Here is a 24,026-nt window from a genome sequence, read left to right as displayed (position 1 = left end):
TGGCCCTAGCCACTATGAACGGATTATAAAGCGCTATCATGGAGATGGTCAAACTTAAATTCTGGGATTTGTGGTGATAGAGCTTTCGGGACAAGTGTTCAGAGACTAATGCGGGGATGAAATCTGATGAAGTCTATAGGCTAGAGGATAGTTGTATTTCATACAGCTAAAAACGGGGAAAACCAGAACTTTTCTACTTTTATTGTATTCTGTACAGCTAAATCCAAGTAAACTCCCTCTTAAGGAGAACACTTAACATTCTAATTGCTGAAAATACAACTAAATCTCATTGAGCACTCCAATCTAAGTTTTTAATTGTAGTAAATACAATTAGAGCCGGAACTTAAACGTCCCAGCTACTGAGAATACTGAATGGTGAAGGGTAGGCATACAACCACGCTTCATCAAATGAATCAAGTAAGAATTCCAAGCATCTGCTCTATTGCATCGATAATAACCTGCGGTTTCTCAATATGTATGTTATGCCCACTGCCCTGTGCTTCAACTAAGTGACCGTTAGTGGAGGTATGCTTCAGCTCATTTGCCACTTCCTGCAGCTTCTCTCTTATGATCCGCTTCGTATCTTCCGAAGTCCCCGGATAGAAGTCATTGACTATTTCCGATTTGATAACGGTCAATGGAATATCGGTTTGCTTCAGTTCCCTAACCTGCTCATAGCCGGGCTGAACATTAGAGAACTCGCTGTGCATGGCCGCTATAGTCTTTTTTTGAAAGGATAATCTCCATAACAGCGCTTGCGTCTGCTTGGAAAAAGGCTTAATAGTAGCAGAGAATCCGGGGAAGCTTCTCAATGCGGAAAAGACCTTTAAAAATCCAGTTCTGGACAGCAAATTCAAGGCCCGATAGAACCTCACCGCCAAAAGCTGCCCCTTCACATGCTCTTCCGGAAACCGCGCTGTGACTTCATCCTCATGCATCGAATCTACCAGCACCACTCCCGCCACTAGCCCCGGGTATCTCCCCGCAAACAGCCTTACATTTAATCCGCCATAGGAATGACCGACCAATATGTAAGGCCCCACAACTCCAGATCTTTGCAACAGCTCGTACAGCTCGGATACGCACTGTTCATTGGTACGCGGGAACGGGCCTGCCTCGCTCCAGCCATAGCCCGCACGATCATATACGATCACTTGTGTGACCTTAGCAACCTCAGGAGCAACAAGCGACCAGAACAACGCGGAAGAACCACAGCCATGCTCCAACACTACTGTAGGCAGGCCTTTGTCCTCACCAATAATACTGATGTACAACTTGTGCTGTCCTACACTTATAAGTTTCCCGTGATCCATATTCTTCTCCATCCTAATGCGAGCTAAGATGCTTCCTATACCCCTCGACCTTCTCTTCCCTATACCCCATCGCCTCATAGAAAATATGCGCTTCCTTCCGCTTCTCCCCCGACACGAAAATGATATAGTAACAGTCCCGTTCATGCGCAATCGCTTCGATCGCAGTCATCAGCTTCTTGCCAAGCCCCTGCCGCCGTGCGCGCGAAGACACGACCACGTTCTCAATCACCATGAACGGGCGGCAATCGCCCACCAGATCCTGGCAGACGATCCCCATCAAGGAGCCCAGCAGTTCCCCGTCTACAAAAGCACCTAGCAGCACAACCCGCTCATCCTCCCGGATTGTCCGATAAGCGGTTTCCAGCTTCACCGGGTCCGTCGGCCCGCCTATTAATTCATGGTAAAGTGTGTTTAATGCTTCAAGCGATTCAATTCCGATTTCTTCTATGGTTACCATGACAGGTGGCCTCCGCTTTCATATGGTTGTGGAACTATCACTTCATTTCATACATAAATAATTGACCATTGCGAGGATAACGCATACGTTCAGCCTCATAGCCCCTGCGCCGGAGCCTGCGGTCTAGTACTTTCATGAATGCACCATGACTGACAATTAGCACACAACCTTCTTGCGCACACGCCTCATCAACAAGCAAAGCATCAATTACTCTATCCGCTCGCCGCAGTACAGCGACTCGGCTCTCCGGTTGAGAAGAATGACCTACCGACCAGAACAAACGTCCAAGTATAAGCCAGAAAGAAACAGGCAGACGCAGTCGGCTAAGCCTAATTCTCCCGAGCCGCAGTGCTGCCACGCTAATCTCCCTTAACAGCTCTGTATACACAAACCTCTGAGCCTCAAAATAACTTGCCGTATGTACCGCCCTCGCCTGATCACTACACAGACAAAGGGTCCAACGCTGCCCCCCAATCTCATGTTCAGGAGCTTGAATTGGTGCTAATTCATACTCTTGAAGCCACTGATCGAATTGTACCCCTGTCAGCCAAGTCCGCTGCGGTTTAAGGTCTACTTTGAAATGCCTAATTAGTCCCAGCTTCAATCTTCTAATCCCCTATTTCGCATTTCTCAACTCAAACTCCTCACTCTTCCCGTCCCACTCGACAGTGACTTTAATGACGGAGTCCTCATATTCAAACGCACCATTCCCATGTCCCCCCATATGCAGCATATCCCAGCGCACGGGTCCTTCCTCCGTCCGGGTGCTGCCGCCGCTGGTGCCTTTGTAGCCATATTTGAACTGCTTGATTTCTCCCAGATCAGACTGCTCACCCTTATATTTCAAATCGAAGGTATATTGTTTGGAGCTTTCACTTGTCACTTTATCCTTCTTCGTAATCAGCTTCTGGCTGGCCTCCTGCTTATAGACGCCCGACCAGGTGCCCCCCTCGCCCTTGAAGGTATAGTTGAAATGGGTCGTTTCCGTATTGCATGACGTTAGCAGCAGTATCAGAATTGCCGGAAGCAGCAGCGCACGCAGTATCTTCTTCATGGTCAGCCCCCTTTTCCCATAGATTACATTAACGTGAACGGGATAGGTATTGTAGTACTGCCTCCACCCGTTCCTCCACCGTAAGGTCTCCTTCCAGCCGCAAAAGATCGCCGCTTAGTCCGGCCATCCACTCCTCATGCAGCATCCGGCTGCGGATCTCCATTCCGCCCGTATCGTACAGCGCTGCCCAGTCAATGAAGCTCTCAACATCCTCATACTTGTCTCCGCCCGGCAGACCCTCATCCCCGTAACGTTCATACTCCCGCGCCCGCAGCCGTTCCAGACGAATCTCCTCCGGAATCCACAGGAAAATCACCAGGTCAAAGGTATCGCGCAGCGAATCCCCCCAGCCGCAGACCGCACCGGACAGAATCCACGGCTCATTCCTCGCCATATCTGCCTGCAATTTGTTCAGACGCTCTGCCACAACACTTTGCTTCGTATATTTCTGCTCCCAGAAATAATCGTCACTATCCAGATGTACATGCGGAAGCCTCGCCGCCAGCGCCTTGCCCAAGGTTGTCGTTCCCGCCCCGGAAGCTCCCATAATATGAATTTTGCGGTACATAAGCCCTCCTGAATGAAAGAATCATTGTATCCATTTGTATATTTTACCATGCTGCCCCTTATATATAAACAGCGAAGCCTGATTTTAAAGGAATCCAATCCTCCGGTAGGAAGCAAGTGGACAAACGTATCTTAATTTCTCGAATTTCGGGGATTTCCGGGAAACAAGTGGAAAAAGCACAACTGTTAACTCAACTTTTGAACGCTTTACTTGAATTACGATAATTAAGTGTTGTTAATCCAATTGTTGTCGCGCCATGCCCCAAACAGCCACCAGCAAGTGTACAAAATCCATCTAATTCCTGCCAGTCGTCCCCTCCCACCTCTCCCATAAGCACCGGCGTAAGCCGTAGTCCACAACCCTTCGCTCCCAGGCCCCTGGCATCCCGGCTCCCACATTGGTCAACTATATACTCCTGCGCAAAAGCAGACGCAAACAAAGCCGCAGCCTAAGGCCACAGCTTGTTCACCTTCCTAATGCTCAGCGTGCTCCTCAGCTCACATCCGGCGGGATGCGCCGGGCGATGCCGGTTGCGATAGCGGCCCGGATGACAGCCAGACGTACCTGCTCCACGACCTTTTCGTTGAAAATGCTCGGAATAATATATTGCTCATTCCGCTCATCCGGGTGCACCACTGCTGCAATGGCCTGCGCCGCTGCCAGCTTCATCTCCAGATTCACCGTCTTGGCCCGGCAGTCCAGCGCCCCGCGGAAAATCCCCGGAAAACACAGCACGTTATTAATCTGGTTAGGGTAATCGCTTCTGCCGGTTGCCAGCACCCGGACGTAAGGCTCCGCCAGATCCGGTTCAATCTCCGGGGTCGGATTAGCCATAGCGAACACGATGCTGTCCTGGGCCATGCTCTGCAGATGGCTAACCTGCAAAATCCCTCCCCTGGATACGCCGATGAAGACATCTGCCCCACGCACCGCCTCATCCAGTCCTCCGCTCAGATTCTCGGGGTTCGTTGCTTCGGCCAGCCAGCTCCATTCAGGATTGGTGTAGGCTTCGCTGCGGTTCAGAATCCCTTCCTTGTCTACTGCGTAGAGCTGCTTAGCGCCAGCCGCCAGCAGCAGACGGCAGATCGACACACCTGCCGCACCGATGCCGACGACTACAATTCTGGAGTCTGCAATCGACTTCTCCACGACCTGGAGCGCGTTCAGCAATCCGGCCAGAGCAACTACTGCCGTTCCGTGCTGGTCATCATGGAAGACTGGAATATCCAGCTCCGCCGACAGCCGCCGTTCAATCTCGAAGCAGCGCGGAGAGCTGATGTCTTCCAGATTGATCCCTCCGAAGCCGGGAGCAACCGCTTTCACAATCTGAATGATTTCTTCCGGGTCCTTGGTATCCAGACACAGCGGGAACCCGTCAATATCCGCCAGCTGTTTGAACAGCATGGCCTTGCCCTCCATCACCGGCATCGCCGCCTCCGGTCCGATATCGCCAAGCCCCAGCACAGCGGTGCCGTCGGTGACGACCGCTACCGTATTTCTTTTCATCGTCAGGGAATATGCCTTGGACGGATCTTCGGCAATCGCCGTACAGACACGGGCAACACCAGGGGTATACACCAGTGACAGATCCTCCCGGTTCTTGATCGGCATCTTCGGGGTGACTTCGATTTTGCCGCCGAGATGGGCCAGGAAGGTACGGTCGGAGACATTGATGACTTTGATTCCAGGCATATTCTTCAGCACACTTATAATCTCTTCATTCGCCGCATCCTGCACATTCACAGTCAGGTCACGGGTCGTCACATCCTTGCCGCCACGGATTACGTCAATCGCTACAATATCGCCCCCGGCTGCTGCCAGCCTGGACGCCACATCACCAAAAGAAGCTTCGGCCTTGCGGATTTCAAGCCGGATAATCATCGTTGTTGCAATGGACATAGAGTATGCCTCCCTCGTCAGACGGATGAATTCTATCCTCAATATACTACAGTTCACATGTTGTTCACAATTAAATCCGGGTTAACCGGGAATTTCCCAGTTTTCAGCCAGCTTTAACAGCTCTGCTTCCGCAGCCTCTTCATCTTGCCCCAATACTTTTGCTTCTATATAGTAGGTGACCGTATCATCGCTGTCACTCTTGCCGGGACGCTGATAACACAGCCAATAATAAGTAACTTCAGGAGCAGGATAGACCGCGCTTCCCCCCTGTACGAACTTGATCAGCTCCCCTTCACCTTCCGGAGTCGGCACCGGCTTCCTCGATAGCAATTCTGTATGATTAGGGATGCTGATATAATTACCCGGACGGCTCTGATCGCCAAGGGACAGCTCCAGCTGATCTTGAGTTACAGCCTCCAACCCTTGCAAATACCGCGCAGGCTCGTCCTCACTTAGACGCAGCCGGTGTACCGCTGGGGCGGAATCAGATGCCGCGAACCCGTATAGCGCTCCCCCGCCCAGAACGAGGCAGATTGCTGTGGCAAGCACGGTTTTACGTATTTTTACTCTCATATAAACGCTCCTTTGTAAGCATTTAGTGTAGGATATCATTGTGTTTCCTTAATTGACAGGGCACAATAGTAATGGCGCGAAGCCTATGAATTCTTATCTTTGAACCAAACAAATATAACACGGATTAGGAGAGAGAAGATATGACGAACCCTTTTCAAGCATTGGTAGTGGACAAGACAGAACCATTCTCCGTAGAGGTCAGACCGGTAACGCTGGAGGAACTGCCCGCCGGTGAAGTGTTAATTAAGGTAGCTTATTCCAGTGTAAACTATAAAGACGGGTTGGCAAGCATCCCGAATGGGAATATTGTGCGAAATTATCCGTTCATTCCGGGGATTGACCTGTCAGGGACGGTAGTTTCTTCTACTGACAGCCGCTTCCGCGAAGGCCAGTCTGTCATTGCCACCAGCTATGGGATCGGTGTCTCCCACTTCGGCGGCTTCAGCGAATACGCCCGCATCCCTGCGGACTGGGTTATTGAACTGCCAGAAGGCTTGACGCTGCGGGAAGCGATGATCTACGGCACGGCCGGATTCACGGCGGCACTGTCTGTGCAGGCACTGGAAGCTCAAGGAATGACCCCTGATCAGGGAAAAGTGCTCGTCACCGGTGCCACCGGCGGTGTCGGAGGTGCGGCAACCGCTATCCTGGCGAAGCTGGGCTATCAGGTCACTGCCAGTACCGGCAGAATGGATGAAGCCGGATATCTGCAGGCGCTGGGCGCTGCTGAGGTGATCTCCCGCGAAGAGGTCGCGGGCAGTGCGGTGAAGCCGCTGGACAAGCAGCTCTGGCAGGCCGCTGTAGATTCAGTCGGAGGCGCCCCGCTTGCTGCGGTCCTGAGCAAAATCGCCTACGGCGGCGCAGTGGCCGCAAGCGGCTTAACCGCAGGCACGGCTATCCCGACTACCGTCCTACCGTTTATCCTGCGCGGAGTCAGCCTGCTCGGCATCGATTCCGTAGCTTGTCCTATGGAGAAACGGGCCAAGCTCTGGCAGCGCATGGCAGGTGACATGAAGCCGGAGGTGCTGGATACGCTGGTGGACCGTGAGATTTCCCTGACTGAGCTGCCTGCCGCGCTTCAGGATATTCTCCAGTCGGGCACCCGGGGCCGGGTGCTTGTCCGCTTATCTTAGTCACACTTGATGAGGGTATAGCAGTATCGATGGCAGTTCGCTTCCGAATCTGGAACGGGCTGCCGTCTTTTTTTGCAACTGTGCCCGGCATCTTAAATTTAGCCTTGACCCTGAAGTATACTTCAACCTTTATACTCTAGTTATTCCAGATGAATAGAGTTGGAGGGAGTACAAATGAGAATATTTGAGATTATAGTCATTGTGGTGATTCTGGCTGTTACAGCAGGAATGATAGGGACCAAGAAAAACCGGAGACTGGATACCCTTATGCTGCTGGCTGTCGTTATGGCTGTGGTGATGCATGGGGTGCTGGAGAATTACCGTATCCAGATGGCTCCGGCCTACGCCGCAGTGCTCGGGCTGTTGAGCATACTCGGATTCAGACTTGTGAAGCGTCCCCGGACGGGCCAGCCTAAGCGGTATGCGAAGTTATGGAAGAGTCTACTGCTTATTCTCGTCCTCCTTCTTTCAGGAGTATCCATCTATGCGTCCAGGCTGCTGCCGATGTTCACGCAACCTAAGCCAACAGGGCAATATGCCATCGGGACGATCGCACGCGAGCTTACCGATGAGCAGCGTGACGAGACGCTGAGCGCTGAGGAAGGCGGCAAACGTAAGCTGATGGTTAATGTATGGTATCCGGCCGATCCTGACCAGACTGAGGGTAAGCCTAAGGAGCATTACCCTTCCGCACTAGGCGAAGCCATTAGCCTTGTATTCGGATTGCCGAAACAGCTATTCAGCCATGTGACCGATATTCCTACTCATGTTACAGACGGAGTGAAGCTATCGGCACAAGAACCCAGCTATCCGGTCCTGCTGTTCTCGCCGGGAATCCGCTCTACCCGATTCCAGAGTATGTCGATTATCGAAGAATTGGTCAGCCACAGCTATATTGTCGTAGGGATCGATCATCCTTACACCTCAGCCAAGGTCACTTACCCGGACGGCGCTTCGGCCTACTACGTGCCTGATCCAAAGTTCGATACTTCCGGAGAGCTCTACAACTACAATGTGAGCGGAATTGCCATCCGTACAGCGGACGCCAGCTTTGTGCTGGACACCCTGACGGCTTGGAATACCCAAGACCCGAATGGATTGTTCCAAGGCAGGCTTGATCTCAGCCGTGCGGGGATCTTCGGCCATTCCTATGGCGGGGCGACAACCGCCGAAGCTTTAGCCCAGGACAAGCGGTTTAAGGCCGGTGTCAGTCTGGAAGGCGGGTTCTGGGGCAAGGTTGCCCGTGAAGGGCTGACGCAGCCTTTTATGTATATGATGTCCGGAACGACTGCGCAGAATCTTGCACATCCTGAAGCGAACACAGATCCCCTGATCTATGAAGAATTCACGCCGGATCTGAAGTCAGTTATGGGCCGCAGCACCCGGGATACCTATTATCTGACAATGGATCATTTCATTCACCAGAGTTTTACGGATATAGCCCTGCTGTCGCCCTCCTTATTCGCCAATGGCCTTGATCCGGTGCATACTGTAGATATAAGCAGAACCTATGTCCGGTCATTTTTTGATCAGTATCTGCTAGATGAGCCGCAGGCGCTGCTGAACGGTCCATCGACCGAATACCCGGAAGTAAACTTTGAACCGGCCTACACGTACAAGAGACCATAGGAGCAGATTGATATCTAAATACAGGAGGTAATACCAGATGAAGGGAATGACCCGTGGTGAGCTGGCGCGGCAGGCGGGGCTGAGTGCGGCAACCATCCGTTACTATGAGGACAGCGGCATCCTGCCAGCCCCGGAACGGACCGCTAAGGGATACCGGATCTACTCTGCAGATATTCTAGTGAAGCTGAAGTTCATCAAGGATGCCCAGTCTCTGGGCTATTCACTGAAAGAAATCCAGGCGGCACTCGCCCTGCTCGGCTCGAAGATGGATGAAGATACCTTAAAGGAACTCGTCCGCGACAAAATCACCGAAATCGACGAAAAGGTTGCTGCCCTGTACGCTATTCAAAACATGCTGGCCGGTCTGCTTGAGACCCCGCAGGAAGATATTCAGAATTATCTGCGTTCCTTCCAGGTTCCAGATCAGCATCATTGAAGACAAGTTATCGTGTGAAACATATAATTTCTTATATTTGCAAAAAAATCGGCAGCGTCATTCTGCATTCACAGAATACGCTGCCGTTTGTGCCCTCTGGATCTCTGTTATTCGGCCCCCGCCTCATGCACTGCTTGCGGAGGAGCCTGGACGTATTGCTGCTGGCGGTAGGGCTGGGCATACGGCTGAGCATAATAACCGTGTACCGCCATCGGCTGGTATCCGAAGGATTGCGGAGCCTGCTGCGGGTGCATGTAAGACGGCATGTTCGCATTAGCCATCATCGGCGTCATATTGGCAGGAGCGATGTGGGTTCCCTTCATATTCTCGGTTGCCGCCTTCACAGGAGGACAGCAATCCGCAGGCGGACCAATGAAGGTCTGAGGCTTCACCGGAGCGAGTGCTTCCTTAACCAGCGCTTCATTAAGGCAGTAGGTATGTGCCAGCACATTAGCCGGGGTTAAGCTCAGAAGATCCGAGCCGAGAATGACCTCCGGTGTTGGAGCATCGAAGATCGCCAGCAGATGGGTGCAATCCATCGTGGCCACTTCATAGTGCCACCAGCCCTGCGGCACATTGGCAACCTGGCCCGGGGTGATCGGAAAATGCAGCAGCTCGTTCGTAAACGGGTTGATCAGCGACACCACAGCCGCGCCTGAGATACAATACACCAGCTCAGCGGCATTTTGATGATAATGCGGCTCTACCACATTGGATCTGCTGAGATAGATATCGAGCAGCGAGGTATTCTCCAGGGTGTTCAGATTTTTGATGCCCAGTACGTTGATATAATTGCAGTCATCCTTCTTGAATAAGGTGTTGCCGTTCATATCAAACGTAAACTGTGTATTGGGCGACGTATAGTCCATATAAGAGGTCACACAAATCCGTCCTTTCCTCGGGGCCGTTTTTTATCGTTCTGGTTATAGGATATGTATCCGCCCATGCCCAGGTGACGATGAATAGCACCGCCGCACAGTAAATTTGCCCCTTAAGCCGAATAATTAGCTGGACAGGTCAATTCGACAATGGATTGGGCGGACGGGCTGGATGGGGCTGCAACCATAAAAGGAGTAACGTCTCACATGCCCCGCAGCCTCACGAATGTATACTGTTTTCCGCATACTTTTGCCCGGAGCCCCACTTCCGCCCGAATGTATACTGTTTTCCGCATACATTTTGACCGGAGCCCCACTTCCGCCCGAATGTATACTGTTTTCCGCATACATTTTGACCGGAGCCCCACTTCCGCCCGAATGTATACTGTTTTCCGCATACATTTTGACCGGAGGCCCCGTATCTGCCCCAATGTATGCTGTTTTCCACATACATTCGGGACACCATGCCCATTGTATTCGGTTTTTTGTATACATTCCAGACTCCCCGTTTACTCGTCGGGCCTCCACACCCTTTTCAGGTCCCGGACAAAATAAAAAGACGGAGGGTACACACCCTCTCCGTCTGTTCATGGTACAACAAAGTTATCGTTACCAGCCGCTTCGCTGGATCAAAGCTGTAATCTGCGCGATATGATGGCGGCTGTGCCAGATGTACCTCTCCACTGCGGTATCCAGTGTCATCTCACCAAGACCACCGCTTACAAAGGTCCGGCTATAGTCCTCAGGCTGCAAGGATTCCAGTAAGTTCGCGAATCTGCGGTTAAGCAGTCCGATGAGCTGGAGTGAGGATTCCACCGGTTCGTTGGAAGAATCGCTCAGCTCCGCCCACAAATCCTGTCTATAGCTTGGAACCTGCGGTGCTTCCTCCGTCAGACCCCGCTTGAAGCGGAGGTATGCATACATGCCCGTATCGGCGAGATGATGCACGACCTGAACCACAGTCCAGCCGCCCGGCCGGTAAGGGGTATGCTGCTGTTCCGCCGTTAGCGGTTCTACTGCTGCCCGTAGCTCTTCTGCCAACTGCCTAAAGACCGCAACCGATGCTGCCCGCACTTCTGCTGTCCGGTTCCCCTTAGCGGCGAATCTTCCAAGCGGGTATTTTAACAACTCCAGCTCCTGCTCTTCCACATTGTCGTTCATTTCGCTCACAGCTCCTTTGTTATTGTTGTTTGGATATCATACCATTTTCGGGTGACAACAGCGCATAGGCCTCTTCCAGTGTTCCCGCCGTAACATCCGGCTTCACTTCCAGCTCCCAGGGCTGTCCGTTCCGGTTGAGCCAGCAGGACTTGATTCCGGCTCTGGCTGCTCCAAGAATATCTGACGCAGAATCTCCAATATGGATAATTTGCTCCGGCTCCACCCCATAATGGGCTATCACCTCAGTGAACATACGGTTATGCGTGTCATTCTTATACGACTGATACGTCTGCGAAGTGAACAGTAAGATTGGATAATTCCGGTAGAACTCAGGAAGCATAAGATCATCTGTATCACTTACAATACATACCTGATAATCCCGGCATATGCGCTGTAAGAACGCCTCGGTATCAGCGTACATTTCAGACAGCCGATGCTGGGCAAAGAGGTTATCCACTGCCTGCTCACAATCGTAATCCAAGCCGGACTCCTGAAATACGCTCTGAAACCCTCTGTAATAAATCTCTCTGCTGCTGATAAAAGTACCCGCCTCCCGGGCTTCGCAGGCTGCTGCATAATAACGGCTCAGCAATTGCTTACCGAGCTGGAGTGCCCTTGCTTCACTGAACTTCTGCTGGAGAATTGGCCTCCAGACCTCTGCCCGCCTGCTCTCAATATTCACCAAGGTCTGGAACATATCCAGACTAATCACTTTGAATGACTGCATGGGCCCGTCTCCTTATCTAATCAGCAATTGAATCTTGCCGTCACGAACAATGCCGGTGAATTCCAGTAGACTGTCACTCGCCATAGCAGCCCTTCCCCCCAGCCGAAGCTGTATTTGGGAAAGGCCACTTGGCCAGCTCAAGGACCGTTCCCTTCTTGACTCCTGTATGTACATGTCTTTCTTGTGAAACCATCATCTATTCCTTCAACAGCTTAACAAAGTTATCCGGCAGACTGAACTGTTGATTGTTAAGAATCATATCCCGCAACTCGGAGAATGGATCTTCGTCCTCCTGCGAATCCTTGATTTCCTTAATTTCACGGTGCAGCCGCTCCATCTGCAGATCGAGCTCGTACGCCTTGTCAGCCGCATTCTTAAGTTCACGGGTCAGATGCTCGGGAACCGCCTGGCTGTATTTATAGAAAATTTTATGCTCCAGACTGGCCCAGAAATCCATAGCAATCGTGCGGATCTGTACCTCAACACAGACATGCTCCTGACAGTCCGACATGAATACGGGAACCTCGATAAGCAGATGCAGACTCTGATAACCGTTGGGCTTCGGGTTTTTAATGTAATCCTTAACCTCAAGCACCTTGAGATCGTCCTGCTTCTGCAGCATAGCGCTAACCTGATAAATATCCGAAATGAATGAACAGGTGATCCGCAGTCCGGCGATATCCTTAATACTGGATCTGATCTGCGGGAGGGACAGTTCACTGTTCTTGCGCAGCATTTTCTTCATAATGCTCTCCGGGGATTTGATCCGGGACTTGGTATGCTCAATCGGGCTATAGTCGTGAAGCAGCTGGAATTCCTCTTTGAGGATATCAATCTTGGTCTCCATCTCGGCAAGAGCGAACTTGTAAATCATCATAAAGCGGGTAAGCTCATATTTGAGCTGCTTCAATTTCTCTAACTGGTTGTCGGTATGCATCTTCATTTCTCCTTTATGCTGCTGTACAGAATGACTATAATCTCCATACAACTCTTCCATCTCTCATTAATCATAGCCAATCTATGACGTGAACACAAACCTTCCTCCGGTCACCGGGACCCTCAGTTCTGTCCTCCTTCCTTCTCTCTGCCTACGAAAAAAAGCCAAACCGTCCAAAAGGACAGTCTGGCCGTTCTTTAGAAGCGGACGCTGTTGACAGCGTCTCTTCATCTGGTTATTCAGTTCACCACTTCATCGATGGACAGGCTGCGTTCACGCGACAAATCCCGGAAGCCCTCGCCTACTTTTACCAGCGGCTTAAAGAGGTCCAGCGGGTTATTCATGACGATCATACCCACTTCGCCGTTGCTGAGCTGTACATTCTTGCCCACGAAGCTAGGCAGTAAATGTCCGGTCAATGCCTGCACCACCGTCTCGTTCAGCTTGCCGAAGCCCATCTCATGCACCTTGCGCAGCACCGTAACCAGCCCCTGCTTGGGACGGTTCGCAGTAGAAGTGGTGAGCGACATATAGATGTTGGCTACCGAAACAATCTGGGCGTACGGATGAATCTCTTTTTTGAGCAGCTGATTCGGATAGCCTGAGCCATCCTCATACTCATGATGCTGTAGAGCTACCAGCGCGGTAACCTCGTCCATCTGGGAGCCGCGGATCAGATCATAGCCATAGAAGGTGTGGCGCGCCAGCTCATCCTTCTCGGAATCCGTCAGCAGACCCTGCTTGTTCAGGATCGATAGTGGCACTTGGCTTTTGCCGATATCATGCAGATAGCCCGCACGGCTGATCTGGTAACGCTCCTCCTTGGAGTAACCCATCCACGCTGCAATGTAATAGGATAATAAGCCCACCTGTAATGAGTGGTGATATGTATCGATGTCATCCCGGTCCAGCAGGAGCAGCAGGGAGACAACATCCTTTTGCCCCTCCAAGGTCTCCAGAAGCGGCTTCAACGTATCATCGACTGCAGACTGCGAGAAGCTGCCCTTCGTCAAGGCTTCCAGAAAAATCGCTTCATAATTCAAAATAGCGAGATCAAAATCATCGTGCAGCCCGTGGCTGGGCTCAGGTTCAGCGTCCGTATACAGCCCGCTGCGCGGCTCGATATCGACATAATCAATTTTGTGCCGGATCAGGATACTAATCTCTTCCCGCTCCACACGCGTCCCCTTGGGGAGAACGTGCAGCCCTACACCATTGAAAGTGTCTGCCATGAGACAATCACCGTGCTTCAGATCCGTGACATGTACTTTCAAGTACCAGCACCCCTTTTGTATGATAGGAATATTCCGTTATGCTCCACTTGATCATAGTCAACAGACGGTAAAGTAACAATCCGGTCAAAGTCACAAACTCCCCGTAATCTAGTGCTATAGAATCCCTGTCTTTAGACGCCTTTCCATATTCTGTTCAGAGCCATCTGACAAATCTCTTGTATTTTAGCCTAATTTCGTTCTCTTCTGCCCAGTACATTAGTCTCTTCCTTACCGCTACCGTGTCTTCTGTGAACCTGAAGCAGAGATTAACCGGGACAATCCATTTGCCTGCAGGCAATATTCCTACTATCGGACCATCTATGTAAATGGCCTTAATCCCTTGCGCGGAGATGCGCTTTTTGCGAATAATAAGCGAATCTGTCCCCCACTGAAGCTGACCTTCCTTACGCAACGCGTTGATGAGAATGAAGAGGCAGGCCGCGATGCTGAGTCCAACCCATACCTGTATGATGTAGTTTAAATAGAATTGTCTATCCGGGTCGGGGTTAGGGGGCAGTCTCAGAATAATAATGGGAATTAGCACACCTATCAAGACTCTAACAGGGTTAGGCGCTTTGATTCGGTCGGTTATGGCTAGAGAATCTCCGGTCAACGTATTCAACCTCCGTCCGGCTAATTTGTAGTATAATCGCTAATGCAGTCCAACACTTTGTCCAAGGAGGATCATTCCATTATGTATGAGCATCTCGTCGTCTTCCGCTTCAATGAGCAATTCGAACCAAGCCAGGAGCATGCCCTGTTACAAGCACTGCTGGCGCTGAAAAAGCAAATCCCCGGCATCATTGACCTTACAGCAGGCGTTAATGTAACCGAGGAGCAGGAGAATGTCCACGGCTATACGCTGGGGCTCCGCGTGACCTTTGAGAATCAGGAAGCCCTGCGTGCATACGGGCCGCATCCGGCCCATCAGAAGTTCGTGTCCATGCTGGACGGAATTCTGGAGAACGTTGTGGTGGTCGACTACCCGATTTAGAACAACTGGTTCACATCGAACAGCACTTTGCCGATCAGCGCATCCTTGTCTACGAACGGAGTCTCCCATAGGTGAGCATCATAGCTGACGTTACGGTTGTCGCCCAAGAAAAAATACTGGTCTGCGGGAACGGTGACCGGCCCGAAGGTATAGGTCATCTTTTCCTGCAGGTATGGCTCATCGACCGCCTCATGATTACGGTACAGAGTGCCTTCCTTGATCTCAATCACATCGCCCGGCAGTCCGATCAGCCGTTTTACATATCTTTTATGTGCATCTTCAGCGACCGGCGGATGGAACACCACGATATCACCATGCTTCAGCGAGGTATTCCAGAGCATTTTGTCTACCACAAGCCGGTCGTTAATCGCTATCGTCGGAATCATCGAGCCGGTAGGTACACGCATTGCTTCTGCTACGTAGGTACGGATAAATAGGGATAGAATAATGCCAATGGCAATACTCGGCACCCACTGCTTCAAGAATTTTTTCAACTTCCTTCACCTCAGCTTCGTATAATTAGCCTTCAAAATGCTCAATAATCTGTGACATTTCCAGCTCCGCGTCTACTAGAGAGTGCTTCGGCAGATAAATCACCAGCAGGCCGCCGAAGATCTGCTCCCATCTGCCCCCATGCTCTGTAACCCGCTCCGTGAAGCTGCGGATCTCGCCGGAAGCCGCCGCCTCTTTGCTGAGCAGCCAGGCATACCGGACAAGTCCGGACTTCTTCACCGTCTCAACGTAATAAGCGATCCCCTCACGCTCACTCACTCGGATAATATCGCCAAGCGCAATCCCCGGGTTGAAAATCGGCGTCTCCTCAATCCGGTAGATATCCTTGTCGACCCGGGTCACATCCAGCACCTCAATCTCCCGGCCTTGCTCATCAAAGCATATATGTAATCCAACCGTTCCCGGCAAAAGCCTCCACCTCAATTCTGTTCTGTCATGCTATCATTTCATCGCCCGAAGTGTCCTCGAAATGATGCCCTCGAGCACCTTCCAGGGAAGCAGGGCCTTGCCGATCATCAGCACCCGCGAGCCCCGGCCTACAGGATAGCGTAGCTTCGGCGCACGTAAGGCAGTGATCCTTCCAATCAGATCAGCCACCTCCTGCGGATCGGGAGCCGTCTCGGACGCCCGCCGGGAGTACCGCAGCACCTCTTCAAGCCTGGTGTGATAAGGGGAGCCTTCACTTCTGTGCATCCCCGTAATCCCTTTGTCCCAGATGGGGGTACGGAAGGAGCCCGGTTCAACCAGTACAACGCGGACGCCAAAAGAGAGCATCTCCTGACGCAGACTCTCGCTGAACCCTTCCACCGCAAACTTCGAGGCGGCATACGGACCATAGCCCGGGAATCCACTCAGGCCGCTGACACTGCTCACGTTAATGATCAGGCCGCTGCGCTGGACCCGCATGTGGGGAAGCACCGCCTTCGTTACGGCAACCAGTCCGAAAAAGTTAGTCTCCAGCTGCCGCCGCCATTCCTCCATGCTGACCTCCTCCACGAATCCGCCTACGGCGAAGCCGGCGTTATTCACCAGCACATCCATTCTGCCGGCAAGCTCAAGACTCTCCTGAATAGCAGATGCAATCGAAGCTTCGTCGGTGACATCCAGTGCCAGCAGATGAATGCGCTCCCGTACCCCCGCCTGTTCAGCCTGCTGAACAAGCTCCTTGCTGCGGCCAAGATCCCGCATGGTGGCAATGACCCGGTACCCTCTGCGGGCCAGCGTAATTGCGGTCAGCAGCCCGAATCCGCTGGAGGTCCCTGTAATCAGCGCAACCGGATCAATTCCTTGGGGCTGGCTTGGATTAGAGTTCATTGGGCACCTCCTTTTTTTAATAATGTGATGTATGAGCTTCCAATTTCAGTAGATGATAATTGTTCTTAATGTAGTTGTAACCCGAGTATACGGTTATTACTAATGCACCATACATCAGGGTTAGGTCGACAGGGAAGGAAGTGAACAGGCTGAAGGGCGCATTATTCAAAAGCATTGCAGAAATAGCGACAACTTGCAGGACCATTTTCCATTTTCCGTATTTATCAGCTGCCAATGCTACCTTCTGCGCTGAAGCGGCAATACGGACACCCATCATTATAACTTCCCTTGCTAATATTAAGAAAGCAATCCAAGATGGGATCATATGCAGACTCACCATTAGAATCAGCGCGGCAGCAACAAGCAGCTTATCTGCCAACGGATCAAGCAGCTTCCCTAAATTTGTGGTCTGGTTATATTTTCTCGCCACGTACCCGTCCAGCTTGTCTGTTATAGAAGCCGCAATAAAAACTATAGCTGCATAAAAAACACCATGTACCTCTAAATAGGCCAGGATCGAGAATTGGTTGACCCATGCTTCCGGATAAATGGGAAAAAGCGCAATGAACAGCGGAATCAGCAATATCCTGAACAAGGTAATACGGTTAGCTAGATTCATCTTCTGCCTCCTGTCTCACATTCATGGTTCCGATCTACAGCTTCAGCCTCTGAATAAGCGGCATGCCGATCCGCCGGAGCAGCAGCTCCAGGAAGGACCAACCGCAGCGGTTGAGCAGTGAGGTGCCCCGGTCATACACCGCCGAATATTCGGTGGCTCCAGCCGCTCCCCGGTTGCGCTTGAACTGGCCGACGCCGGAGCTCTCGTGCAGTAATAGTTCTCTGCTGCCCGCAAGCCCGATCAGGACGGCGGACAGCATACGGTAGAGTCCTAGAGACTGAGGCAGACTTGTGTCATAACCGAATAATGGCGCAGTCATCGCGCCCTCCCGCTCATAGAAGCCAAGCACCGCATCCAGCCTTCCCTCCTTGCGCAGACCGTAGATTTGCAAGGTGCGCCGCTCCAGCGCCAGGGCAATATAGGCTTCGGTGAACTGCGGATTATAGGTCGAATATTTATCGATATACAGCAGTCTGTACAGCTCCACGATCCGGGGAATGTCCTCCCGTGTAATCTCCTCCGGGCCCACCTCAGTATAGCCGTGCTTCGCCAGCAGATTCCTGTCGCGTTTGACCAGCCACCTGGCCTTCGAGCCGGAGGTATTCGGATGCAGCAGGTAGATCTGACGGCTTGGAACCAGCTTGCAGCCATATCCTTGCAATTTGACAATGTGTTCTCCCGAAGTCTCCCGGCTAAGCGAACGATACATTAAGGTATAACCCGGATAAGTCTGCCGGAGGTAATCCAGTATCGCCGTCAGCTGTTCCGCATTTAAGGCAGGATACAGATTGGTGGACAGCAGCCAGTTATTCACCTGAACCACCCGGTTGAACCGTGCTTGTCGCAGCATCCAGCCCATGCCTGAGAGCATTAGCGACAATAGGCCCTCTAGAAGCCGGTTATTGAGCAGCGCCAGCTCCTCACGCGCATAGCTGACATAGTGGGTATAGGGTGAGCATACATACGAATTGTCATAGTCTGCTTCGTTGACCGTAATCGGAACCGGCAGCCCATCGATGGTCAACACCTTAACAGTTGTACTCACATTATCGATAAAAGGTTGCGCTCCCCGCTCCAGCAGCGGTGTAAGATACTCCCGGGCATACCGCCCGTACTCCGTATCCGGCCAGTCCAACCCGGCAACAGAATCGCGGTCATATTGCGTTACCCGGTCCTTCACGGCTTCCAGCCCCTCTCCACCCGGCGCAGCTTCACAGTTCCGGGCACGAAGCTGTAGGCGGTAAAAGTCAGCTGCGGCGGGATGCAGGACAGCCTGGCGAACAAGCGCGTCAGTTCTGAAGTAATCTGCTGCTCCGTCCCTTGATCAGTGCCGGTTCGTGTACAATAGGAGATTTCCAGCTCAGTGAGGCTGTGCTGAATGACCCGGTAATGCTCAATGTCTGCGGAAGCCGCCAGCACAGCCCGGGTAACGAAATCAGGGAATACTGTAACGTGCGTGCCGTCTGCCGTATGGGGCAGATACAGGATATCATCACAGCGTCCTTCGATCCGCTCAATGGCCGTGAACAGTGAACCGCAGGGACACGGCTCTGCCGTTTCGGTCAGAATATCATTCAGCCGGTAGCGGACGATGGGCTGCACACTTCTGGAGAAATCGGTCACGATAGGCACGAACCGGCGTGATTTTTCATCCAGTATTTCTTTTTCGATATGTACAATATCTTCGTTGAGATGCAATGTTCCGTAACTACAGGTAGCTCCGAGGAAGCCCTCGGTACACTGATAAGCCTGATGCACCTTCTGCCCGAAGGTCTGCTCAATCTGCTGCCGGTCGAGCGGGTCAAGCACTTCCGCAACCGCAATGATCCGGCGGGGATGCAGATTCATCTCACCCGATTGCTGTGCCCCGGCAAGCAGACGCAGCATGGACGGCGGTGCAATCCAGATATCCGGCTGGTACTCCTTCATACGGGTCAAGAGCCGGGGAAGCGGCTCCAGCAGATCGAAATACCGGAACTGCAGCCTTCCCTGCTTCACGGATTCATACAAATTACTATTTGCCCGCAGAAAAAATGCAATGCTCGCCCGCTTCCACAGTCCACCCGGCAAAAGCTTTGCCAGCACCGTGCCGGTCCAGGCAGCCTGCTCTTCTTCGCCAACGAGAAAAATCCCCCGGTTGCCGGAGGTTCCCGAGGACAACCCGACGGTGACGCCTTGCAGCGTAGGCTTGAAGTTCCTGCTGTTCTCCGCTTCATAGGCCTCGGCAAAGGCCTGCTCCTTCGTAATACCCGCAGTGTTAAGCTGATCGAAATTCTCCATCATCTCCGGCTTCCCGATCACAGGGAAACTCCGCCATTCCTTGGACGGAATGCCTGCCCACAGCTCCCTGTAGAACTTCGAACGCTGCCTCACCCTCTCTACATGAAGCCGGATACGCTTCTCCTGCCACTGCTCGAGTGCTGCCCGGTTCTTCCAGCGTCTGCCCCACTTGGTGAGGATGTAATGGGTGATTACCAGCCTGAGCCGCTTCATGTCACCCCTCCCGTTCCCCAGTGCGCAAGCGCCTCGCGGCAATGGCTGGGCACAATCCGAAGCTTAGGAAATTGTTCATGCAGCTGGCGCAGCCGCTCGAAATTGCGGTGGTATTCTGTGCGGCTGGACATGATCAAGCCTGCTGCCAGGTGCGGCTTACGGTTCTCGCGAAACGCGCGGCTGGACCAGACCGTATCTGCACAGAGCAAATAATCATGCTGGGTGGTGGAGACGAATACGCCGATCATCCCGGCGGCATGGCCGGACAGCTCAACCGCCAGCAGGCTGCCGTCTCCAAGCAGATCATAGGCGTCCGTGAACGGAAGGCCTTGCGGCAACGCACGCTTCGCTGAGGCTTCATCCACAGGAATGGAGCGGAGGATGAAGTCATCCGGCAGCAGCCCGGGCAGGAATCCCGCTTTCGTCGCCCGCACCGGACCCAGCCCGCTTACGGCATCGTAAGATTTCTGCAAATAAATATACTGTGCCTGCGGGAAATCCCGTACCCCGCCGATATGGTCGGCATGAAAATGCGACAGCACCACATACCGCACCTCCTCCGGCGAGATCCCACCTGCCTGCAACCGCCGCACTGCACTCTCTTCCTCTCTATAGACAACCGGAGTAATCTTGCGGTATAGAGAAGCTGGCAGACTAGCTGTCTCCTGAAAGAAACGCGCGCTGTAGCCTGTATCGAACAGGATGGGGCCGTATTCCGGATGCCGGATCAGGGCGTAACCTGCCGGGAAGGCAACCGGCTTCAGTGTGCCTCCACGCAGCGTCAGACGCTCGGGATGCAGGCAATAGCCCGCAGACAGTATAGATAATTCAACTGGAATTTCTGTAATCATTGCTGTTCCCTCCACCATTCTGCAAAGGCACGAAGTCCCTCGTCTGTTGTTATACGCGGTTGATAACCCAGCTGCTCGCGGGCCAGTGTAATATCCAGTGTCTGGGAGATTCCGAGTGCGGCTGCAGAATAACGGGTCAGCAGCGGCTCACCCGGAATAGGCAGCACCTTGTAGATCCCCTCCATTAAGGCCGCTGCGGTATAAGCTACCGGGTAGGGCAATCGCCGGGTGTGCAGCGGAACCCCGAGCAGTGAGAATAGCCGGGTGACCAGCTCTTCGAACCTTAGCGGCTCACCATTAGTAATATTGTAGACGCTGCCGGAAGCAGACACCGGGGCTTCACAGCAGAGCAGCATGGCATCGACTACATTTTCTACGCAGGTGAGATCAAGCCTGGCCGCTCCGCCATTCATCAGCGGCACCCCCTTGCTCTCATTCGCTGCCAGCAGCCGGGGGAACAGGGCGTTGTCCAGCGGGCCGAATATGGCTCTAGGCCGGAGCATGAAGGCGGTAAGCCCTTCACTCGTAGCTTGACGGACAATTTGCTCGGCAATCAGCTTCGTTGCTGCATAAGCATTGGCCGGCCGGCCGGGAAGCGGATCACTCTCCCGGATGCCGAAGCGGGGCCGCTGGCTGGAATACACACTGGGCGTGGAGATATGAACCAGCCTTCCTACGCCATGCCGTTTGCACCCCTCAACTATATGGCTTGTAGCCTCCACATTGCATGTATAGAACTCCTTGTACTTCCCCCAGGGTGACGACAAGGCTGCACAATGGAACACCACATCCATTCCCCGGCAAAAGCCATAGGCAGTCTCCGGGTCACGCAGATCCCCGGCCAGGAACACTGCACCTTCCTGCTCCAGCTGCTTTCCCTGCTCCGGGTTGCGTCCCTGCGCGTAGACCTCCCAGCCCATCCGGGCCAGCCTCCGGGCGGTATGCCGTCCAAGAAATCCGGTTGCACCTGTTACCAGCGCTTTGGTCATGCCTCACCATTCCATTCTATATCTTCAGTTAACGCCTCTGTGATCGAGATGCGGTGCCGCCTGGCTGTCTTCCAGGCGGCGTATACTATGCGGAACTGCTCGCGGGCAGGGCGGCGGTCTTCCTTGCGGTAGACCACATCTGCTGCTCCAAGCAGCGCTTGCCGCCAGCTGCCGAAGCCCCCGGGTCCCGGCTTCAGCCCGCAGCCCAGCATGGGCAGTGTCAGCATAGCTGTGCGGGCTGAACGCGGAACAATGACTGTTCCGCTCTGCACGAGCAGACCGGGATTCAGCAGCGCCTCCGTCAACCCTTCCTCCGGCGAGAACAGATGAATACCGCTTGTAGCGCGCGGATTGCATTCAATTGGATACAGCGTCCCGTTCTCCGGTTCGATGAAATCGAATCCGATCTGGCCGCTGAAGCCGGTTGCTGCGGCGAACCGCTGGACCCATTCCAGGGCCGCAGGATGCTCCAACGGTTCAAAATACACGCTGGCCCCGCTGCGTCCCGTCCTGTACCTGCTGTCATACGCAGCATGCGCCACAACTGTGCCCTCGTGAAGTATGCTGTACGTACAAATCGCTCTGCCTTGAATGTACTCCTGGGACACCCAGGGAGCCTCAGCCGATAATCCGGCTGGAGGCTCTATTTCTCCCGGAACGCGGTTATGCGGATTAGTTGAAGCGGATCTTTTATCCGGGAGAATGACCTTCGAGGCAAAGCGGGAATATGCAGGTTTGTAGACCCGCTGCTCTCCCTCCTGCGCTGCCTGCATCACGGCTCTCCGCCACTCTTCTGCGCTGCTGATCAGCATCGTGTCCGGGATCTTGAATCCGAGCGAACGGAGCAGGATCATGAACTCCCCTTTATGGTGCAGCCCGGCCAGAATACTCCGGTCTGGCGTAAGTACGCGGCACCCCGTCAGATGCTCAAGACCGGCAGAGATATAGAATATCTCCTCGCAGGTCGGAATCAGGCAGTGAATGCCCAGTTCTTCCGTTAACGCAGCCAGGCGCTGGACATAAGCCTGCGGGTGATGCCTTGGGGCAGGCACCCGGAAGCTGGCTTCGACGGCAGAGGATACCCGGCACAGATGATACTCTGCACTTTCTGCCACATATACCCGGTGGCCTGCCGCCTTGAACAGCCTTGCCAGCTCCAGGGCCACCGGGGCGCGTCCGCCGGTAATCAGAATATGCCGGGCCTCAGTAATCAATAATCATGCCTCCCAGAGACAGCCCTGCCGCTGTGCCGAGCAGCATGATCCGGTCTCCGCGCGTTATCCGGCCCTGACGGATAGCTTCATGCAGCCCCATCGGGATGGACGCTGCAATCGTATTGCCATGGCCTGCGGTATTGTCGAGGAAGCGGTCCTCGGCAATTCCCAACTTTTTACGAAGGAGACGCATCGCCATTGCACTGCCCTGATGGGGAATAACCAGCCTGAAGTCGTCCATCTTATTGCCTGTGGCATTCAGCATGTCAGCAATGAAATCCGGAAGCAGCTTGGACGCTTTGCGGAATATAGCCTGTCCATCCATATGGAACAGATAAGGCAGTGCATCCTCTGCTGTATAATTCTGGGGATGCAGTCTGGTCCCGCCCCCGGCAATCTCCGAATAACGCGCACCACTGCTGTAGGTTTTGAGCGAAGCATGGAGGATCCGCGAGGAATCACCGGTCTCCGCAGGCCCGATCACCACCGCTGCCGCTCCGTCACCGAACAAGGCCGAGCTCTCCTTATCCTGCCAGTTCAGCCCCACCGATGCAATCTCAGTGGCCACCAGCAGCACATTCTTATATCTGCCCGCTTCCACCATGTAGGACATCACATCAAGCCCCACCAGAAAGCTGAGACAAGTCGCATCGATATCAAAAGCCGGCACACCGGAATCAGCCTGCCCCATGGCCTGCTGAATGAACACGGCGGTACTCGGCAGCGGCTGCTCCTTGGTTCCGCTCGTACACACCAGACAATCGACCTCACTGAAGCTGAGGCCTGCATCGGCGAGGGCCGCTTCAGCAGCTCTTGCGCCCATGAAGGAGGCGGTTTCATCTGTATTGACATAATGGCGGGTGCCGACGCCGGTGATTTTGTTCACCCAGCCCGGTGTTGTGCCAAGGATCTGATCAAGCTCTGCATCACTAACTACACGCTCCGGCAAATATTTGCCTGTTCCTTTTATTTTCACATGTCTAAGCTGCATAATGCATCT

The 24,026-nt window shown here is 53.1% G+C and carries 28 protein-coding genes; 4 read left to right on the top strand and 24 right to left on the bottom strand.

Features of this window, described 5'->3' with window-relative positions; genetic code table 11:
* Positions 1 to 413: 413 nt before the first annotated feature.
* The 8 genes from MKY12_RS11305 to MKY12_RS11270 all read right to left on the bottom strand — a co-directional run bounded on the left by MKY12_RS11305 (position 414) and on the right by MKY12_RS11270 (position 5,864).
* On the bottom strand, positions 414 to 1,313 hold the full coding sequence (locus MKY12_RS11305; protein WP_339313858.1) for an alpha/beta hydrolase: 900 nt from the start codon (positions 1,311 to 1,313) through the stop codon (positions 414 to 416).
* Positions 1,314 to 1,326: 13 nt separating this feature from the next.
* A complete protein-coding gene (locus tag MKY12_RS11300; protein WP_339313856.1) occupies positions 1,327 to 1,770 on the bottom strand; it encodes a GNAT family N-acetyltransferase in 444 nt (147 codons plus the stop codon).
* 37 nt (positions 1,771 to 1,807) lie between these two features.
* Complete coding sequence (locus MKY12_RS11295) at positions 1,808 to 2,374, bottom strand: histidine phosphatase family protein (RefSeq protein WP_339313854.1); 567 nt, start codon at positions 2,372 to 2,374, stop codon at positions 1,808 to 1,810.
* A 12-nt stretch (positions 2,375 to 2,386) separates the two neighbouring features.
* On the bottom strand, positions 2,387 to 2,824 hold the full coding sequence (locus tag MKY12_RS11290) for a hypothetical protein (protein ID WP_339313853.1): 438 nt from the start codon (positions 2,822 to 2,824) through the stop codon (positions 2,387 to 2,389).
* Between the two features lie 28 nt (positions 2,825 to 2,852).
* The gene (locus MKY12_RS11285; protein ID WP_339313851.1) at positions 2,853 to 3,392 is read right to left on the bottom strand and encodes an AAA family ATPase; all 540 of its coding nucleotides are present in this window, start codon (positions 3,390 to 3,392) and stop codon (positions 2,853 to 2,855) included.
* 190 nt (positions 3,393 to 3,582) lie between these two features.
* Positions 3,583 to 3,723 (bottom strand): hypothetical protein, encoded by a 141-nt coding sequence (locus tag MKY12_RS11280; protein WP_339313849.1) that lies wholly within the window; start codon positions 3,721 to 3,723, stop codon positions 3,583 to 3,585.
* Positions 3,724 to 3,884: 161 nt separating this feature from the next.
* Positions 3,885 to 5,291, bottom strand: a complete 1,407-nt coding sequence (locus MKY12_RS11275) for an NAD-dependent malic enzyme (RefSeq protein WP_036729678.1) — start codon at positions 5,289 to 5,291, stop codon at positions 3,885 to 3,887.
* Positions 5,292 to 5,372: 81 nt separating this feature from the next.
* A complete protein-coding gene (locus MKY12_RS11270) occupies positions 5,373 to 5,864 on the bottom strand; it encodes a hypothetical protein (protein ID WP_339313847.1) in 492 nt (163 codons plus the stop codon).
* Positions 5,865 to 6,004: 140 nt separating this feature from the next.
* Here MKY12_RS11270 and MKY12_RS11265 point away from each other — a divergent pair, with 140 nt between their 5' ends.
* The 3 genes from MKY12_RS11265 to MKY12_RS11255 all read left to right on the top strand — a co-directional run bounded on the left by MKY12_RS11265 (position 6,005) and on the right by MKY12_RS11255 (position 9,062).
* Positions 6,005 to 6,997, top strand: coding sequence for an acryloyl-CoA reductase (locus MKY12_RS11265; RefSeq protein WP_339313846.1), 993 nt, complete (start codon positions 6,005 to 6,007; stop codon positions 6,995 to 6,997).
* Positions 6,998 to 7,171: 174 nt separating this feature from the next.
* The gene (locus tag MKY12_RS11260; protein ID WP_339313844.1) at positions 7,172 to 8,626 is read left to right on the top strand and encodes a prolyl oligopeptidase family serine peptidase; all 1,455 of its coding nucleotides are present in this window, start codon (positions 7,172 to 7,174) and stop codon (positions 8,624 to 8,626) included.
* Positions 8,627 to 8,663: 37 nt separating this feature from the next.
* On the top strand, positions 8,664 to 9,062 hold the full coding sequence (locus MKY12_RS11255; protein WP_076074036.1) for a MerR family transcriptional regulator: 399 nt from the start codon (positions 8,664 to 8,666) through the stop codon (positions 9,060 to 9,062).
* Positions 9,063 to 9,169: 107 nt separating this feature from the next.
* On the opposite strand, the gene MKY12_RS11250 is transcribed toward MKY12_RS11255, so the two are convergent.
* From MKY12_RS11250 to MKY12_RS11225, 6 genes are all read right to left on the bottom strand, one after another.
* Entirely contained in the window at positions 9,170 to 9,931 is a 762-nt protein-coding gene (locus MKY12_RS11250; RefSeq protein ID WP_339313842.1) for a cupin domain-containing protein, read from the bottom strand.
* Positions 9,932 to 10,549: 618 nt separating this feature from the next.
* Positions 10,550 to 11,101 (bottom strand): YfiT family bacillithiol transferase, encoded by a 552-nt coding sequence (locus MKY12_RS11245; protein ID WP_339313840.1) that lies wholly within the window; start codon positions 11,099 to 11,101, stop codon positions 10,550 to 10,552.
* A 19-nt stretch (positions 11,102 to 11,120) separates the two neighbouring features.
* Positions 11,121 to 11,828, bottom strand: a complete 708-nt coding sequence (locus tag MKY12_RS11240) for an HAD family hydrolase (protein ID WP_339313839.1) — start codon at positions 11,826 to 11,828, stop codon at positions 11,121 to 11,123.
* Positions 11,829 to 12,024: 196 nt separating this feature from the next.
* A complete protein-coding gene (locus MKY12_RS11235; protein ID WP_076074027.1) occupies positions 12,025 to 12,765 on the bottom strand; it encodes a GTP pyrophosphokinase family protein in 741 nt (246 codons plus the stop codon).
* A gap of 239 nt (positions 12,766 to 13,004) precedes the next feature.
* Positions 13,005 to 14,039 carry an HD domain-containing phosphohydrolase gene (locus MKY12_RS11230; protein WP_339313837.1) on the bottom strand — a complete coding sequence of 345 codons (1,035 nt, stop codon included), beginning with the start codon at positions 14,037 to 14,039 and terminating at the stop codon, positions 13,005 to 13,007.
* Between the two features lie 154 nt (positions 14,040 to 14,193).
* Entirely contained in the window at positions 14,194 to 14,652 is a 459-nt protein-coding gene (locus MKY12_RS11225) for a hypothetical protein (RefSeq protein WP_339313836.1), read from the bottom strand.
* A gap of 81 nt (positions 14,653 to 14,733) precedes the next feature.
* Between MKY12_RS11225 and MKY12_RS11220 the strand changes: the two genes are divergently transcribed.
* Positions 14,734 to 15,033, top strand: a complete 300-nt coding sequence (locus MKY12_RS11220; RefSeq protein WP_339313835.1) for a Dabb family protein — start codon at positions 14,734 to 14,736, stop codon at positions 15,031 to 15,033.
* Here MKY12_RS11220 and lepB read toward each other — a convergent pair.
* Genes lepB through MKY12_RS11170 form a run of 10 tightly spaced genes read right to left on the bottom strand, consistent with a single transcriptional unit; the run spans position 15,030 to position 24,017 of the window.
* A complete protein-coding gene (gene lepB / locus MKY12_RS11215; RefSeq protein ID WP_036729709.1) occupies positions 15,030 to 15,527 on the bottom strand; it encodes a signal peptidase I in 498 nt (165 codons plus the stop codon). The two genes, MKY12_RS11220 and lepB, sit on opposite strands and share 4 nt — an antisense overlap.
* Before the next feature lie 25 nt (positions 15,528 to 15,552).
* Positions 15,553 to 15,954, bottom strand: a complete 402-nt coding sequence (locus MKY12_RS11210) for a DUF4265 domain-containing protein (protein ID WP_339313834.1) — start codon at positions 15,952 to 15,954, stop codon at positions 15,553 to 15,555.
* A gap of 33 nt (positions 15,955 to 15,987) precedes the next feature.
* A complete protein-coding gene (locus MKY12_RS11205; protein ID WP_339313833.1) occupies positions 15,988 to 16,860 on the bottom strand; it encodes an SDR family oxidoreductase in 873 nt (290 codons plus the stop codon).
* 16 nt (positions 16,861 to 16,876) lie between these two features.
* A complete protein-coding gene (gene pgsA, locus MKY12_RS11200) occupies positions 16,877 to 17,479 on the bottom strand; it encodes a CDP-diacylglycerol--glycerol-3-phosphate 3-phosphatidyltransferase (protein ID WP_339313832.1) in 603 nt (200 codons plus the stop codon).
* A gap of 34 nt (positions 17,480 to 17,513) precedes the next feature.
* Positions 17,514 to 18,659, bottom strand: coding sequence for a GNAT family N-acetyltransferase (locus MKY12_RS11195; protein WP_339313831.1), 1,146 nt, complete (start codon positions 18,657 to 18,659; stop codon positions 17,514 to 17,516).
* The gene (locus MKY12_RS11190; RefSeq protein WP_339313830.1) at positions 18,656 to 19,972 is read right to left on the bottom strand and encodes a F390 synthetase-related protein; all 1,317 of its coding nucleotides are present in this window, start codon (positions 19,970 to 19,972) and stop codon (positions 18,656 to 18,658) included. Before MKY12_RS11190 ends, MKY12_RS11195 begins: the two co-directional genes overlap by 4 nt.
* The gene (locus MKY12_RS11185) at positions 19,969 to 20,823 is read right to left on the bottom strand and encodes an MBL fold metallo-hydrolase (RefSeq protein WP_339313828.1); all 855 of its coding nucleotides are present in this window, start codon (positions 20,821 to 20,823) and stop codon (positions 19,969 to 19,971) included. The genes MKY12_RS11190 and MKY12_RS11185 overlap by 4 nt, the downstream gene beginning before the upstream one ends.
* Positions 20,820 to 21,812, bottom strand: coding sequence for an SDR family NAD(P)-dependent oxidoreductase (locus MKY12_RS11180; protein ID WP_339313827.1), 993 nt, complete (start codon positions 21,810 to 21,812; stop codon positions 20,820 to 20,822). Before MKY12_RS11180 ends, MKY12_RS11185 begins: the two co-directional genes overlap by 4 nt.
* Positions 21,809 to 23,026, bottom strand: coding sequence for an ATP-grasp domain-containing protein (locus MKY12_RS11175; protein WP_339313826.1), 1,218 nt, complete (start codon positions 23,024 to 23,026; stop codon positions 21,809 to 21,811). The genes MKY12_RS11180 and MKY12_RS11175 overlap by 4 nt, the downstream gene beginning before the upstream one ends.
* The gene (locus tag MKY12_RS11170) at positions 23,016 to 24,017 is read right to left on the bottom strand and encodes a beta-ketoacyl-ACP synthase III (RefSeq protein ID WP_339313824.1); all 1,002 of its coding nucleotides are present in this window, start codon (positions 24,015 to 24,017) and stop codon (positions 23,016 to 23,018) included. The genes MKY12_RS11175 and MKY12_RS11170 overlap by 11 nt, the downstream gene beginning before the upstream one ends.
* Positions 24,018 to 24,026 lie beyond the last annotated feature (9 nt).

The sequence above is a fragment of the Paenibacillus sp. FSL M7-0896 genome (assembly GCF_037975415.1).
Taxonomy (GTDB): Bacteria; Bacillota; Bacilli; order Paenibacillales; family Paenibacillaceae; genus Paenibacillus_AQ; species Paenibacillus_AQ silagei.
Note: the sequence above shows the minus strand (reverse complement) of the source record. Positions and strands in the feature narration are given on the sequence as shown.

Coding starts and splice junctions, on each gene's coding strand:
- MKY12_RS11305 (WP_339313858.1), bottom strand. CDS start 1,313: ATGGATCACGGGAAACTTATAAGTGTAGGACAGCACAAGTTGTACATC.
- MKY12_RS11300 (WP_339313856.1), bottom strand. CDS start 1,770: ATGGTAACCATAGAAGAAATCGGAATTGAATCGCTTGAAGCATTAAAC.
- MKY12_RS11290 (WP_339313853.1), bottom strand. CDS start 2,824: ATGAAGAAGATACTGCGTGCGCTGCTGCTTCCGGCAATTCTGATACTG.
- MKY12_RS11285 (WP_339313851.1), bottom strand. CDS start 3,392: ATGTACCGCAAAATTCATATTATGGGAGCTTCCGGGGCGGGAACGACA.
- MKY12_RS11280 (WP_339313849.1), bottom strand. CDS start 3,723: ATGGGAGAGGTGGGAGGGGACGACTGGCAGGAATTAGATGGATTTTGT.
- MKY12_RS11275 (WP_036729678.1), bottom strand. CDS start 5,291: ATGTCCATTGCAACAACGATGATTATCCGGCTTGAAATCCGCAAGGCC.
- MKY12_RS11270 (WP_339313847.1), bottom strand. CDS start 5,864: ATGAGAGTAAAAATACGTAAAACCGTGCTTGCCACAGCAATCTGCCTC.
- MKY12_RS11265 (WP_339313846.1), top strand. CDS start 6,005: ATGACGAACCCTTTTCAAGCATTGGTAGTGGACAAGACAGAACCATTC.
- MKY12_RS11260 (WP_339313844.1), top strand. CDS start 7,172: ATGAGAATATTTGAGATTATAGTCATTGTGGTGATTCTGGCTGTTACA.
- MKY12_RS11255 (WP_076074036.1), top strand. CDS start 8,664: ATGAAGGGAATGACCCGTGGTGAGCTGGCGCGGCAGGCGGGGCTGAGT.
- MKY12_RS11250 (WP_339313842.1), bottom strand. CDS start 9,931: ATGGACTATACGTCGCCCAATACACAGTTTACGTTTGATATGAACGGC.
- MKY12_RS11245 (WP_339313840.1), bottom strand. CDS start 11,101: ATGAACGACAATGTGGAAGAGCAGGAGCTGGAGTTGTTAAAATACCCG.
- MKY12_RS11240 (WP_339313839.1), bottom strand. CDS start 11,828: ATGCAGTCATTCAAAGTGATTAGTCTGGATATGTTCCAGACCTTGGTG.
- MKY12_RS11235 (WP_076074027.1), bottom strand. CDS start 12,765: ATGCATACCGACAACCAGTTAGAGAAATTGAAGCAGCTCAAATATGAG.
- MKY12_RS11220 (WP_339313835.1), top strand. CDS start 14,734: ATGTATGAGCATCTCGTCGTCTTCCGCTTCAATGAGCAATTCGAACCA.
- MKY12_RS11205 (WP_339313833.1), bottom strand. CDS start 16,860: ATGAACTCTAATCCAAGCCAGCCCCAAGGAATTGATCCGGTTGCGCTG.
- pgsA (WP_339313832.1), bottom strand. CDS start 17,479: ATGAATCTAGCTAACCGTATTACCTTGTTCAGGATATTGCTGATTCCG.
- MKY12_RS11190 (WP_339313830.1), bottom strand. CDS start 19,972: ATGAAGCGGCTCAGGCTGGTAATCACCCATTACATCCTCACCAAGTGG.
- MKY12_RS11185 (WP_339313828.1), bottom strand. CDS start 20,823: ATGATTACAGAAATTCCAGTTGAATTATCTATACTGTCTGCGGGCTAT.
- MKY12_RS11180 (WP_339313827.1), bottom strand. CDS start 21,812: ATGACCAAAGCGCTGGTAACAGGTGCAACCGGATTTCTTGGACGGCAT.
- MKY12_RS11170 (WP_339313824.1), bottom strand. CDS start 24,017: ATGCAGCTTAGACATGTGAAAATAAAAGGAACAGGCAAATATTTGCCG.